Raw genomic sequence first — 12570 nt, forward strand, 5'->3', positions numbered from 1 at the left:
CGATTCGCTGGGGCGATTACTTGCGGATCGGCTTACGCGGACCTTTACGGGTACGCGCGTTAGTCTTGGTACGCTGACCGCGCACTGGAAGACCACGACGATGACGCAGACCGCGATAGCAACCGAGGTCCATCAAACGCTTGATTTTCATGTTGATTTCGCGACGCAGGTCACCTTCAGTGGTGAACTTCGCCACTTCGCCACGCAGCTGTTCAATCTGCTCGTCGCTCAGATCTTTGATCTTTGCGGCTGGGTTTACCCCAGTCACTGCACAGATCTTCTGTGCAGTAGTGCGACCAACACCATAGATGTAGGTCAGCGAGATAACAGTATGCTTGTTATCTGGAATGTTAACGCCTGCAATACGGGCCATTCAGTGGGACTCCAATTGACAGCTACCTACGCCCCGGAAGCCAAGAAATAGGGCGCGAGATAATATCGCTGTAATAACAAATAATCAACCCGGCAGCGCACTAGCTGCCGGGCTTGAAGCACAATCACACTCAGCCTTGGCGCTGTTTGTGACGCGGTTCCGCGCTGCAAATTACTCGAACAACACCTTCGCGGCGAATAATCTTGCAGTTACGGCACAGCTTTTTCACCGATGCACGAACTTTCATCACCAACTCCTCGAACCTTATGGGTACTCAGCGCAACATGCCGCTGCCGTAACCCTTCAGGTTGGCTTTCTTCATCAGGGATTCGTACTGGTGCGAAACGAGGTGCGATTGTACTTGGGACATGAAGTCCATCACAACCACGACGACGATCAGCAACGAGGTCCCGCCAAGGTAGAACGGTACGTTTGCTGCAACCACCAGGAACTGGGGCAGCAGGCACACGGCCGTCATGTAAAGAGCACCGAACATGGTCAAGCGAGTCAGAACGCCATCAATGTAGCGCGCGGACTGCTCACCTGGACGAATGCCCGGAATAAAGGCACCGGACTTCTTCAGGTTTTCCGCTACGTCTTTCGGATTGAACATCAACGCCGTATAGAAGAAGCAGAAGAAAATAATCCCTGCACTAAACAGCAGAATATTCAACGGCTGACCAGGAGCGATCGACTGCGAGATGTCCTGCAACCAGCCCATACCTTCAGACTGGCCGAACCAGGCACCTAACGAAGCCGGGAACAGCAAAATGCTGCTCGCGAAAATGGCCGGAATAACGCCGGCCATGTTCACCTTCAACGGCAAGTGGCTAGTCTGCGCAGCGAAGACCTTGCGGCCCTGCTGACGCTTGGCGTAGTGAACAGCAATACGACGCTGACCACGCTCAATGAACACCACGAAACCGATAATCGCTACTGCCAGCAAACCGATGGCAACCAGGGCGAAGATGTTGATATCACCCTGACGCGCAGACTCGAAAGACTGCCCGATCGCTCTCGGAAGACCGGCGACGATACCCGAAAAAATCAACATCGAGATACCGTTGCCAACACCACGCTCAGTAATCTGCTCACCCAGCCACATCATGAACATCGCACCAGCCACAAAAGTGGATACCGCGACGAAATGGAAGCCAAAGTCACCAGTGAACGCAACGCCCTGCCCTGCCAGACCAATGGACATGCCAATTGCCTGAACGAGAGCGAGAACGACAGTGCCGTAGCGGGTGTACTGGCTGATCTTGCGACGGCCAGCTTCACCTTCCTTCTTCAACTGCTCCAGCTGCGGGCTGACGGCGGTCATCAGTTGCATGATGATCGATGCCGAAATGTACGGCATGATCCCCAGTGCAAAGATACTCATCCGTTCCAGCGCGCCGCCAGAAAACATGTTGAACAAGCTAAGAATGGTCCCCTCATTCTGTCGAAACAGGTCCGCGAGTCGGTCCGGGTTGATACCTGGAACCGGGATGTGTGCGCCTATTCGGTAGACGATAATCGCCAGGAACAGAAAACGCAGACGAGCCCAGAGTTCAGACATACCGCCTTTGCCGAGCGCAGAGAGAGCACCTTGCTTAGCCATTTATTCCTCGAACTTGCCGCCAGCTGCTTCGATAGCCGCACGCGCACCTTTGGTGGCGCCGATTCCCTTTCCGATGGTAACAGCGCGAGTAACTTCGCCGGACAGCATGATTTTCACACGCTGTACGTTGACGTTGATCACGTTGGCATCTTTCAGGGACTGCACGGTGACGATGTCGCCTTCCACTTTAGCCAGCTCGGACAAACGCACTTCTGCGCGATCCATGGCTTTCAGGGAAACGAAACCGAACTTCGGCAGGCGACGATGCAGCGGCTGTTGACCGCCTTCAAAGCCTGGAGCAATGGTGCCACCGGAGCGGGAGGACTGACCTTTGTGGCCACGGCCACCGGTCTTGCCCAAACCACTACCGATACCACGGCCCGGACGATGCTTTTCGCGACGGGAACCCGGCGCTGGACTCAGATCATTGAGTTTCATCGATTAACCCTCGACACGCAGCATGTAGTAAGCCTTGTTGATCATCCCGCGATTCTCGGGAGTATCAAGTACTTCTACAGTGTGACCGATGCGACGCAGACCCAGACCCTTAACGCACAGTTTGTGGTTAGGGATGCGGCCGGTCATGCTTTTGATCAGCGTAACTTTAACGGTAGCCATGATCAGAAGATCTCCTTGACGCTTTTGCCACGCTTGGCGGCAATGGACTCAGGAGACTGCATAGCTTTCAAACCTTTGAAAGTGGCGTGAACCACGTTTACCGGGTTAGTCGAGCCGTAGCACTTGGCCAGAACGTTCTGAACGCCAGCAACTTCGAGGACAGCACGCATAGCGCCGCCAGCGATGATACCGGTACCTTCAGAAGCAGGCTGCATGTACACCTTCGAAGCGCCGTGACCGGACTTCATTGCGTACTGCAGAGTGGTGCCGTTCAGATCAACTTGGATCATGTTGCGGCGAGCAGCTTCCATTGCCTTCTGGATCGCAGCAGGCACTTCACGTGACTTGCCACGGCCGAAGCCAACACGCCCTTTACCATCACCAACCACGGTCAACGCGGTGAAAGTGAAGATACGGCCGCCTTTTACGGTTTTGGCTACGCGGTTAACTTGAACCAGCTTCTCAATGTAGCCTTCGTCGCGCTTTTGGTCGTTATTTGACATAACTTAGAACTCCAGCCCAGCTTCACGAGCAGCATCAGCCAGCGCCTTGACGCGGCCGTGGTACTTGAAGCCAGAGCGGTCGAAAGCCACCTGCGAGACGCCAGCGGCTTTAGCACGCGTAGCGACCAGCTGGCCAACCTTAGTGGCCGCGTCGATGTTGCCAGTGGCGCCATCACGCAGTTCTTTATCCAAAGTCGAGGCAGATGCCAGGACTTTGTTGCCGTCGGCCGAAATGACCTGGGCGTAGATGTGCTGCGACGAGCGGAACACGCAGAGACGCACGACTTCGAGTTCGTGCATTTTCAGGCGTGCTTTGCGAGCGCGACGCAGTCGAGTAACTTTTTTGTCGGTCATTTGCTATGCCCTACTTCTTCTTGGCTTCTTTACGACGGACGACTTCGTCCGCGTAGCGCACACCTTTGCCTTTGTACGGCTCTGGTGGACGGAAGTCGCGGATCTCGGCGGCCACTTGACCTACCAGCTGCTTATCGATACCCCGGATCAGGATGTCGGTCTGGCTAGGAGTCTCAGCGGTGATGCCTTCCGGCAGTTCATAATCCACTGGGTGCGAGAAGCCAAGAGCCAGGTTCAGCACTGTGCCTTTTGCTTGCGCTTTGTAACCAACACCGACCAGCTGGAGCTTGCGCTCGAAGCCTTGGCTTACGCCTTGGACCATGTTGTTTACCAACGCACGAGTGGTACCAGCCATTGCGCGAGTTTGTTGATCGCCATTGCGAGCAGCGAAACGCAGCTCACCAGCTTCTTCAACGATCTCAACGGACGAATGGATGTTCAGTTCGAGAGTGCCCTTGGCACCCTTCACCGAAAGCTGTTGGCCTGCGAATTTGACTTCGACACCGGCTGGCAGCTTAACGGGGTTCTTAGCGACGCGTGACATGCTTATCCCCCCTTAGAACACAGTGCAAAGAACTTCGCCGCCGACACCGGCAGCGCGCGCAGCACGATCCGTCATCACACCTTTGTTGGTGGAGACGATAGACACACCGAGACCGCCACGAACTTTTGGCAGATCATCGACGGACTTGTACTGACGCAGGCCTGGACGGCTAACGCGCTTCACTTCCTCGATGACCGGACGGCCTTCGAAGTACTTCAGCTCGATGGACAGCAGTGGTTTGATTTCGCTGCTGATCTGATAACCCGCAATGTAACCTTCGTCCTTCAGGACTTTGGCAACAGCTACCTTCAAAGTAGAAGATGGCATGCTTACGACGGACTTTTCAGCCATCTGGGCATTACGGATTCGAGTTAGCATGTCCGCTAACGGGTCCTGCATACTCATGGGCTAGACGCTCCTAATACAAAAAAATTAGCCTTGCGGCTACTACTTGTCGCCGAGCTCATCCATGCGAAAAAAGCACGGGCTCAGGCGAGCCGGGTATTCTAGACACACCCCACAAATGAATCAAGCCCCAATAGGGGCTTGATTCAAGTTCAAGGTCACCGGTGGTCAGGATCTCGCGATCCCGAACACCGAGACTTTGACAGTGCTTACCAGCTGGCTTTAACCAGACCAGGTACGTCACCACGCATTGCAGCTTCACGCAGCTTGTTACGGCCGAGGCCGAACTTGCGGTAAACGCCGTGTGGACGACCGGTCAGGCGGCAGCGGTTACGCATGCGCGAGGCGCTTGCGTCACGTGGCTGCTTCTGCAGAGCTACTGTAGCTTCCCAACGTGCTTCTGGACTTGCGTTCAGATCAACGATGATAGCTTTCAGTGCTGCACGCTTTTTGGCGTACTTGGCAACCGTGAGCTGACGCTTCAGCTCGCGGTTTTTCATGCTCATCTTGGCCATTTTCCTACTCCAATCAGTTGCGGAACGGGAATTTGAAAGCACGCAGCAGCGCGCGACCTTCATCATCGTTCTTGGCAGTGGTGGTCAGGGTAATGTCCAGACCGCGGAGAGCATCGATCTTGTCGTAGTCGATTTCCGGGAAGATGATCTGCTCTTTAACGCCCATGCTGTAGTTACCACGACCATCGAAGGACTTGGCATTCAGGCCGCGGAAGTCGCGGACCCGAGGCAGGGAGATCGACAGCAGACGATCCAGGAACTCGTACATACGCTCACGGCGCAGGGTCACTTTGACGCCGATCGGCCAACCTTCACGGACTTTAAAGCCAGCGATGGATTTCCGAGCGTAAGTCACAACAACTTTCTGACCGGTGATCTTTTCCAGATCGGCAACAGCGTGCTCGATGACTTTTTTGTCACCGACCGCTTCGCCCAGACCCATGTTCAGGGTGATTTTGGTAACGCGTGGAACTTCCATCACGTTCGAAAGCTTAAGTTCTTCCTTAAGCTTCGGTGCGATTTCCTTCCAGTAAATCTCTTTTAGTCGTGCCATGGTCTTCTACCTAGCAGTGTTCAAGCATCAACCGCTTTTTGGGTCGACTTGAAGACACGAATTTTCTTGCCGTCTTCTACTTTGAAACCAACGCGGTCAGCCTTGTTGGTTTCGCCGTTGAAAATGGCGACGTTAGAAGCGTCCAGTGGAGCTTCTTTTTCGACGATACCGCCTTGTACGCCCGACGCCGGGTTAGGCTTGGTATGACGCTTAACCAGGTTCAGACCACCAATAACCAGACGGTTATTAGCGAGAACCTTAAGCACCTTACCGCGCTTACCTTTGTCTTTGCCGGCGATCACGATGATCTCGTCGTCACGACGAATCTTTTGCATGTCGGATCTCCTTACAGCACTTCTGGGGCGAGCGAGACGATCTTCATGAACTTCTCAGTACGAAGTTCACGAGTCACTGGCCCAAAGATACGGGTGCCGATCGGCTCTTGCTTGTTGTTCAGAAGAACAGCAGCGTTGCCATCAAAGCGGATAATGGAGCCATCAGCACGACGTACGCCGTGACGAGTGCGGACTACAACAGCAGTCATCACTTGGCCTTTTTTCACTTTACCGCGAGGAATTGCTTCCTTGACGGTAACTTTGATGATGTCACCGATACCAGCGTAACGACGATGGGAGCCACCCAGCACCTTGATGCACATAACACGGCGAGCGCCGCTGTTATCGGCCACATCGAGCATGGATTGAGTCTGAATCATATAATTTCTCCGACCCCTAGTCCTTAGACTTCCACAGCGCGTTCGAGAACATCAACCAGCGCCCAAGACTTGGTCTTGGCCAAAGGACGAGTTTCACGAATAGTGACTTTGTCGCCGATGTGGCACTGATTGGTTTCGTCGTGCGCGTGCAGCTTAGTCGAACGCTTAACGTATTTACCGTAGATCGGGTGCTTAACGCGACGCTCGATCAGAACGGTGATGGTCTTGTCCATTTTGTCGCTGACAACACGGCCAGTCAGCGTACGGACGGTTTTTTCGGCTTCAGCCATGATTACTTACCTGCCTGCTGTTTGAGCACAGTCTTCACGCGAGCGATGTCACGCTTAACTTGCCGGAGCAGGTGAGACTGCCCCAACTGGCCAGTTGCTTTCTGCATGCGCAGATTGAACTGGTCGCGCAGCAGGCCGAGCAGTTGCTCGTTAAGCTGCGGCGCGTCTTTTTCACGAAGTTCGTTCGCTTTCATCACATCACCGTCCGTTTAACGAAGGCAGTGGCGAGCGGCAGCTTTGCAGCAGCCAAGGCAAAAGCCTCACGCGCCAGCTCTTCAGTAACACCCTCGATTTCATACAGGACTTTGCCTGGCTGAATCTGGGCAACCCAGTACTCCACACTACCCTTACCTTTACCCATCCGAACTTCGAGTGGCTTTTTGGAAATAGGCTTGTCCGGGAATACACGGATCCAGATCTTGCCGCCACGTTTAACGTGACGGGTCAGAGCACGACGCGCTGACTCGATCTGACGAGCGGTGAGACGACCACGAGCTACAGACTTCAGCGCGAACTCGCCGAAGCTGACTTTGCTACCGCGCTGTGCCAGACCACGGTTGTGGCCTGTCATCTGCTTGCGGAACTTCGTACGCTTTGGTTGCAACATTTGGCGTACCCCTTACTTAGCAGCTTTTTTACGAGGCGCTGGTGCTTGTGGTTTCAGTTCTTCTTGGCGACCACCAATTACTTCGCCTTTGAAGATCCAAACCTTTACACCGATCACACCGTAAGTGGTGTGAGCTTCGTAGTTGGCATAGTCGATGTCGGCACGCAGGGTGTGCAGTGGCACACGACCTTCGCGATACCATTCAGTACGTGCGATTTCAGCACCGCCGAGACGACCGCTCACTTGGATTTTGATGCCTTTGGCACCAATGCGCATGGCGTTCTGAACAGCGCGCTTCATAGCGCGACGGAACATTACGCGACGCTCCAGCTGCTGAGCTACGCTCTGCGCAACCAGCATACCGTCGAGTTCCGGCTTGCGGATCTCTTCGATATTGATGTGCACAGGCACACCCATTTGCTTGGTCAGGTCCTGACGCAGTTTCTCAACATCTTCACCTTTCTTCCCGATAACGATACCTGGACGAGCGGTGTGGATGGTGATACGTGCAGTCTGAGCCGGACGATGGATATCGATACGGCTTACGGACGCGCTTTTTAGTTTGTCTTGGAGATACTCACGCACCTTCAGATCAGCGAACAAATAGTCCGCATAAGTCCGACCGTCTGCGTACCAGACGGAGGTGTGCTCCTTGACGATTCCCAGGCGAATGCCAATGGGATGTACTTTCTGACCCATCTCTTCGACTCCGTTACTTGTCAGCAACCTTGACAGTGATATGGCAAGACCGCTTGACGATGCGATCAGCACGGCCTTTGGCACGTGGCATGATTCGCTTCAGCGAACGCCCTTCGTTGACGAAAACGGTGCTGACTTTAAGGTCATCAACGTCTGCGCCTTCGTTATGCTCGGCGTTGGCTACGGCCGACTCCAGCACTTTCTTCATGATCTCGGCGGCTTTCTTACTGCTGAAAGCCAACAGGTTGAGCGCTTCGCCCACCTTCTTCCCGCGGATCTGGTCGGCGACCAAGCGGGCTTTCTGGGCGGAGATTCGAGCGCCCGACAACTTAGCGGCTACTTCCATCGTTCCTTACCCCTTAACGCTTGGCTTTCTTGTCTGCCACGTGCCCACGATATGTGCGGGTACCGGCAAACTCGCCCAGTTTGTGGCCGACCATGTCTTCGTTCACGAGAACTGGAACATGTTGACGACCGTTATGCACTGCAATGGTCAAACCGACCATTTGTGGCAGGATCATCGAACGACGCGACCAGGTTTTAACTGGTTTGCGATCGTTCTTTTCCGCCGCCACTTCGATCTTCTTCAGTAGGTGAAGATCAATAAAAGGACCTTTTTTCAGAGAACGTGGCACTGTCGTATCCCTCTATTTACTTGCGACGACGGACGATCATTTTGTCGGTACGCTTATTACCACGAGTCTTCGCGCCCTTAGTCGGGAAGCCCCATGGCGATACCGGATGACGACCACCAGAGGTACGACCTTCACCACCACCATGTGGGTGGTCAACCGGGTTCATGGCAACACCACGAACGGTTGGGCGAACGCCACGCCAGCGTTTGGCACCAGCTTTACCCAGCGAACGCAGGCTGTGCTCGGAGTTCGAGACTTCACCCAGGGTCGCGCGGCATTCAGCCAGCACTTTACGCATCTCACCAGAACGCAGACGCAGGGTCACGTAGACACCTTCACGAGCGATCAGCTGAGCCGAAGCACCAGCGGAACGAGCGATTTGCGCGCCTTTACCTGGCTTCAATTCGATGCCGTGTACGGTGCTACCAACTGGAATGTTACGCAGTTGCAGAGCGTTGCCCGGCTTGATCGGTGCCAGAGCACCTGCGATCAGCTGGTCGCCAGCACTCACGCCTTTAGGGGCGATGATGTAGCGACGCTCGCCATCTGCGTACAGCAGCAGAGCGATGTGAGCAGTACGGTTTGGATCGTATTCAATACGCTCGACAGTGGCAGAGATGCCATCTTTGTCGTTGCGACGGAAATCGACCAGACGATAATGCTGCTTATGGCCACCACCGATGTGACGAGTGGTAATACGACCATTGTTGTTACGACCACCAGTCTTCGATTTTTTCTCGAGCAGCGGTGCGTGAGGAGCGCCTTTATGCAGCTCCTGGTTGACCACCTTGACCACAAAACGGCGGCCAGGGGAAGTCGGTTTGCATTTAACGATTGCCATGATGCACCCCTTCCTTACTCAGCACTGCTGCTGAAATCGAGATCTTGGCCTGGCTGAAGGGAGATAACTGCCTTCTTCCAGTCATTACGCTTGCCCAGACCGCGAGCAGTGCGCTTGCTCTTACCCAGAACATTCAGGGTAGTAACACGCTCTACTTTCACGCTGAACAGGCTTTCGACGGCCTTCTTGATTTCCAGCTTGGTTGCGTCAGTTGCAACCTTGAAAACGAACTGGCCTTTCTTGTCAGCCAGAACCGTAGCCTTCTCGGAAACGTGCGGGCCAAGCAGAACTTTAAATACGCGTTCCTGGTTCATCCCAGCAGCTCCTCGAATTTCTTCACGGCCGACACGGTGATCAACACCTTGTCGTATGCGATCAGACTAACTGGATCGGAACCTTGCACGTCACGTACATCAACGTGTGGCAGGTTACGAGCAGCCAGGTACAGGTTCTGATCAACTACTTCAGACACGATCAAGACGTCAGTCAGGCCCATGCCGGTCAGTTTGTTCAGCAGATCTTTGGTCTTCGGTGCATCAACAGCGAAGTCCTGAACCACAACCAGACGATCAGTACGCACCAGCTCAGCAAGGATGGAACGCATTGCTGCGCGATACATCTTCTTGTTCAGCTTCTGGGTGTGATCCTGAGGACGAGCTGCGAAAGTGGTACCGCCGCCACGCCAGATTGGGCTACGGATAGTACCAGCACGAGCACGGCCAGTACCTTTCTGACGCCATGGGCGCTTACCGCCACCACGAACGTCGGAACGGGTCTTTTGCTGCTTGCTACCTTGACGGCCGCCGGCCATGTAGGCCACGACTGCTTGGTGAACCAGCGTCTCGTTGAATTCGCCGCCAAATGTCAGTTCGGAAACTTCGATCGCTTGAGCGTCATTTACATTTAATTGCATGTCAGCTTCCCCTTAACCGCGAGCCTTGGCTGCTGGACGTACAACCAAGTTGCCGCCAGTAGCGCCAGGAACAGCGCCCTTGACCAACAACAGATTGCGTTCAGCGTCCACGCGCACTACTTCGAGGGACTGCACGGTCACGCGCTCAGCGCCCATATGACCGGACATTTTTTTGCCCTTGAATACACGACCAGGAGTCTGGCACTGGCCGATAGAGCCTGGAACGCGGTGGGATACGGAGTTACCGTGGGTATTATCTTGCCCGCGGAAATTCCAACGCTTGATCGTACCCTGGAAGCCTTTACCTTTGGACTGACCGGTTACATCAACCAGTTGACCCGCGGCGAAGATTTCAGCGTTGATCAGATCGCCGGCCTGGTACTCGCCTTCTTCAAGACGGAATTCCATTACGGTACGACCAGCGGCAACGTTCGCTTTAGCGAAGTGGCCAGCTTGAGCAGCTGTAACACGCGAAGCACGACGCTCGCCTACAGTGACTTGCACTGCACGATAGCCATCGGTCTCTTCAGTTTTGAACTGGGTGACGCGATTCGGTTCGATCTCAATGACCGTGACCGGAATGGAGACACCTTCTTCGGTGAAAATACGGGTCATACCGCATTTACGACCGACTACACCAATAGTCATGTTGTAAACCTCATGAGTGTACGGGGCTTTCACCCGCTATGGCCGCCCATTTCAGAGCGTTACACGACTAAGACCGAGTCTTAGCCGAGGCTGATCTGCACTTCCACACCGGCCGCAAGATCAAGCTTCATAAGAGCATCAACGGTTTTATCCGTTGGCTGGACGATGTCCAGAACGCGCTTATGAGTACGGATCTCATACTGGTCACGCGCGTCTTTGTTGACGTGCGGGGAGACCAGAACGGTGAACCGCTCTTTACGGGTAGGCAGTGGAATTGGACCACGCACTTGAGCACCAGTACGTTTCGCGGTTTCCACGATTTCCTGGGTGGATTGGTCGATCAGGCGATGGTCAAAAGCCTTCAACCTGATACGGATTTGCTGATTTTGCATTGGATTTCAGACTCCGGCTGCTATTCCCAGCGAGCGCAATACGCCCGTTAAAAGGAGGCGCAATTCTATAGACGGGCTACTACAGTGTCAACCCAATAAAAAAGCCCCCGCTAGGCGGGGGCTTTTTCAAGTCATCACTTATTAAGCGATGATTTTGGCTACGACGCCAGCGCCGACGGTACGACCGCCTTCACGAATAGCGAAACGCAGACCATCTTCCATTGCGATGGTTTTGATCAGGGTGACAACCATTTTGATGTTGTCGCCTGGCATTACCATTTCAACGCCTTCCGGCAGTTCGCAGTTACCGGTCACGTCAGTGGTCCGGAAGTAGAACTGTGGACGGTAGCCTTTGAAGAACGGAGTGTGGCGACCGCCTTCTTCTTTGCTCAACACGTACACTTCAGCTTCGAAGGTAGTGTGCGGCTTAACCGAACCTGGCTTGACCAGAACCTGGCCACGCTCAACGTCGTCACGCTTGGTGCCGCGCAGCAGCACGCCGCAGTTCTCGCCAGCACGACCTTCGTCGAGCAGCTTACGGAACATTTCAACACCGGTGCAGGTGGTGACGGTAGTGTCACGCAGACCAACGATTTCCAGTGGATCCTGAACCTTGACGATACCGCGCTCGATACGGCCAGTTACAACAGTACCGCGACCGGAGATCGAGAATACGTCTTCGATTGGCATCAGGAACGGCTTGTCGATAACACGAACTGGATCCGGGATGTAGCTATCCAGAGTCTCAACCAGTTTACGAACGGCAGTGGTGCCCATTTCGTTGTCGTCTTGGCCATTCAGAGCCATCAGAGCCGAACCGATGATGATCGGAGTGTCGTCGCCCGGGAAGTCGTAAGTGCTCAGCAGATCGCGCACTTCCATCTCAACCAGCTCCAGCAGCTCAGCGTCGTCAACCATGTCAGCCTTGTTCAGGAAGACAACGATGTACGGAACGCCAACCTGACGGGACAGCAGGATGTGCTCACGGGTTTGTGGCATCGGACCATCAGCGGCCGAGCAAACCAGGATAGCGCCGTCCATTTGAGCAGCACCGGTGATCATGTTCTTCACGTAGTCAGCGTGACCTGGGCAGTCAACGTGAGCGTAGTGACGGATCAGCGAGTTGTATTCAACGTGCGCGGTGTTGATGGTGATACCACGAGCCTTTTCTTCTGGAGCGCTGTCGATTTTATCGAAAGCAACAACAGCCGAACCGAAAACTTCGGAGCAGACGCGAGTCAGAGCAGCGGTCAGCGTGGTTTTACCGTGGTCGACGTGACCGATGGTGCCAACGTTGACGTGCGGGAGGGTACGGTCAAATTTTTCTTTAGCCACGACAATTAACTCCTAGCCTAAAGGGGC

The 12570-nt window shown here is 54.4% G+C and carries 25 protein-coding genes; all 25 read right to left on the reverse strand.

The window, feature by feature from the left end; genetic code table 11:
- Positions 1 to 16: 16 nt before the first annotated feature.
- On the reverse strand, positions 17 to 373 hold the full coding sequence (gene rpsM / locus ACMXYI_RS03755) for a 30S ribosomal protein S13 (protein ID WP_003186020.1): 357 nt from the start codon (positions 371 to 373) through the stop codon (positions 17 to 19).
- A gap of 130 nt (positions 374 to 503) precedes the next feature.
- Entirely contained in the window at positions 504 to 620 is a 117-nt protein-coding gene (gene rpmJ / locus ACMXYI_RS03760; RefSeq protein ID WP_002555468.1) for a 50S ribosomal protein L36, read from the reverse strand.
- A gap of 27 nt (positions 621 to 647) precedes the next feature.
- Positions 648 to 1976 (reverse strand): preprotein translocase subunit SecY, encoded by a 1329-nt coding sequence (secY, locus tag ACMXYI_RS03765; RefSeq protein WP_003228718.1) that lies wholly within the window; start codon positions 1974 to 1976, stop codon positions 648 to 650.
- Positions 1977 to 2414 carry a 50S ribosomal protein L15 gene (gene rplO / locus ACMXYI_RS03770; RefSeq protein ID WP_007896782.1) on the reverse strand — a complete coding sequence of 146 codons (438 nt, stop codon included), beginning with the start codon at positions 2412 to 2414 and terminating at the stop codon, positions 1977 to 1979.
- 3 nt (positions 2415 to 2417) lie between these two features.
- The gene (gene rpmD, locus ACMXYI_RS03775; RefSeq protein WP_003186033.1) at positions 2418 to 2594 is read right to left on the reverse strand and encodes a 50S ribosomal protein L30; all 177 of its coding nucleotides are present in this window, start codon (positions 2592 to 2594) and stop codon (positions 2418 to 2420) included.
- Between the two features lie 2 nt (positions 2595 to 2596).
- Positions 2597 to 3097: a 30S ribosomal protein S5 gene (rpsE, locus tag ACMXYI_RS03780; protein WP_007943782.1), complete on the reverse strand. Its 501-nt coding sequence runs from the start codon at positions 3095 to 3097 to the stop codon at positions 2597 to 2599.
- 3 nt (positions 3098 to 3100) lie between these two features.
- Positions 3101 to 3451, reverse strand: a complete 351-nt coding sequence (rplR, locus tag ACMXYI_RS03785) for a 50S ribosomal protein L18 (RefSeq protein ID WP_003186037.1) — start codon at positions 3449 to 3451, stop codon at positions 3101 to 3103.
- 10 nt (positions 3452 to 3461) lie between these two features.
- Entirely contained in the window at positions 3462 to 3995 is a 534-nt protein-coding gene (gene rplF / locus ACMXYI_RS03790) for a 50S ribosomal protein L6 (protein ID WP_007896774.1), read from the reverse strand.
- A gap of 12 nt (positions 3996 to 4007) precedes the next feature.
- Positions 4008 to 4400, reverse strand: a complete 393-nt coding sequence (gene rpsH / locus ACMXYI_RS03795; RefSeq protein WP_003186040.1) for a 30S ribosomal protein S8 — start codon at positions 4398 to 4400, stop codon at positions 4008 to 4010.
- A 209-nt stretch (positions 4401 to 4609) separates the two neighbouring features.
- Positions 4610 to 4915 (reverse strand): 30S ribosomal protein S14, encoded by a 306-nt coding sequence (rpsN, locus tag ACMXYI_RS03800; protein ID WP_003176414.1) that lies wholly within the window; start codon positions 4913 to 4915, stop codon positions 4610 to 4612.
- A 13-nt stretch (positions 4916 to 4928) separates the two neighbouring features.
- Positions 4929 to 5468 carry a 50S ribosomal protein L5 gene (gene rplE, locus ACMXYI_RS03805; protein WP_003176415.1) on the reverse strand — a complete coding sequence of 180 codons (540 nt, stop codon included), beginning with the start codon at positions 5466 to 5468 and terminating at the stop codon, positions 4929 to 4931.
- Positions 5469 to 5488: 20 nt separating this feature from the next.
- Positions 5489 to 5803 (reverse strand): 50S ribosomal protein L24, encoded by a 315-nt coding sequence (gene rplX / locus ACMXYI_RS03810; protein ID WP_008145498.1) that lies wholly within the window; start codon positions 5801 to 5803, stop codon positions 5489 to 5491.
- Positions 5804 to 5814: 11 nt separating this feature from the next.
- Complete coding sequence (gene rplN / locus ACMXYI_RS03815; RefSeq protein ID WP_002555479.1) at positions 5815 to 6183, reverse strand: 50S ribosomal protein L14; 369 nt, start codon at positions 6181 to 6183, stop codon at positions 5815 to 5817.
- 23 nt (positions 6184 to 6206) lie between these two features.
- Entirely contained in the window at positions 6207 to 6473 is a 267-nt protein-coding gene (gene rpsQ / locus ACMXYI_RS03820) for a 30S ribosomal protein S17 (protein ID WP_003176419.1), read from the reverse strand.
- Between the two features lie 2 nt (positions 6474 to 6475).
- A complete protein-coding gene (gene rpmC / locus ACMXYI_RS03825) occupies positions 6476 to 6667 on the reverse strand; it encodes a 50S ribosomal protein L29 (protein WP_008030901.1) in 192 nt (63 codons plus the stop codon).
- Complete coding sequence (gene rplP, locus ACMXYI_RS03830) at positions 6667 to 7080, reverse strand: 50S ribosomal protein L16 (RefSeq protein WP_008145497.1); 414 nt, start codon at positions 7078 to 7080, stop codon at positions 6667 to 6669. Before rplP ends, rpmC begins: the two co-directional genes overlap by 1 nt.
- Before the next feature lie 12 nt (positions 7081 to 7092).
- Positions 7093 to 7779 carry a 30S ribosomal protein S3 gene (rpsC, locus tag ACMXYI_RS03835; RefSeq protein ID WP_003176422.1) on the reverse strand — a complete coding sequence of 229 codons (687 nt, stop codon included), beginning with the start codon at positions 7777 to 7779 and terminating at the stop codon, positions 7093 to 7095.
- A gap of 13 nt (positions 7780 to 7792) precedes the next feature.
- Positions 7793 to 8125, reverse strand: coding sequence for a 50S ribosomal protein L22 (gene rplV / locus ACMXYI_RS03840; RefSeq protein WP_003103908.1), 333 nt, complete (start codon positions 8123 to 8125; stop codon positions 7793 to 7795).
- 13 nt (positions 8126 to 8138) lie between these two features.
- The gene (rpsS, locus tag ACMXYI_RS03845; RefSeq protein ID WP_002555486.1) at positions 8139 to 8414 is read right to left on the reverse strand and encodes a 30S ribosomal protein S19; all 276 of its coding nucleotides are present in this window, start codon (positions 8412 to 8414) and stop codon (positions 8139 to 8141) included.
- 16 nt (positions 8415 to 8430) lie between these two features.
- The gene (gene rplB / locus ACMXYI_RS03850) at positions 8431 to 9255 is read right to left on the reverse strand and encodes a 50S ribosomal protein L2 (protein WP_003176423.1); all 825 of its coding nucleotides are present in this window, start codon (positions 9253 to 9255) and stop codon (positions 8431 to 8433) included.
- Positions 9256 to 9269: 14 nt separating this feature from the next.
- Positions 9270 to 9569: a 50S ribosomal protein L23 gene (gene rplW, locus ACMXYI_RS03855; RefSeq protein ID WP_002555488.1), complete on the reverse strand. Its 300-nt coding sequence runs from the start codon at positions 9567 to 9569 to the stop codon at positions 9270 to 9272.
- Positions 9566 to 10168 carry a 50S ribosomal protein L4 gene (gene rplD / locus ACMXYI_RS03860; protein WP_007896707.1) on the reverse strand — a complete coding sequence of 201 codons (603 nt, stop codon included), beginning with the start codon at positions 10166 to 10168 and terminating at the stop codon, positions 9566 to 9568. The genes rplW and rplD overlap by 4 nt, the downstream gene beginning before the upstream one ends.
- A gap of 12 nt (positions 10169 to 10180) precedes the next feature.
- Complete coding sequence (gene rplC, locus ACMXYI_RS03865; RefSeq protein ID WP_003186059.1) at positions 10181 to 10816, reverse strand: 50S ribosomal protein L3; 636 nt, start codon at positions 10814 to 10816, stop codon at positions 10181 to 10183.
- Positions 10817 to 10896: 80 nt separating this feature from the next.
- Positions 10897 to 11208, reverse strand: a complete 312-nt coding sequence (gene rpsJ, locus ACMXYI_RS03870; RefSeq protein ID WP_003186070.1) for a 30S ribosomal protein S10 — start codon at positions 11206 to 11208, stop codon at positions 10897 to 10899.
- 141 nt (positions 11209 to 11349) lie between these two features.
- Positions 11350 to 12543, reverse strand: coding sequence for an elongation factor Tu (tuf, locus tag ACMXYI_RS03875; protein ID WP_008145495.1), 1194 nt, complete (start codon positions 12541 to 12543; stop codon positions 11350 to 11352).
- Positions 12544 to 12570: the final 27 nt, after the last annotated feature.

This window comes from Pseudomonas lyxosi (assembly GCF_047758685.1).
GTDB lineage: Bacteria > Pseudomonadota > Gammaproteobacteria > Pseudomonadales > Pseudomonadaceae > Aquipseudomonas > Aquipseudomonas lyxosi.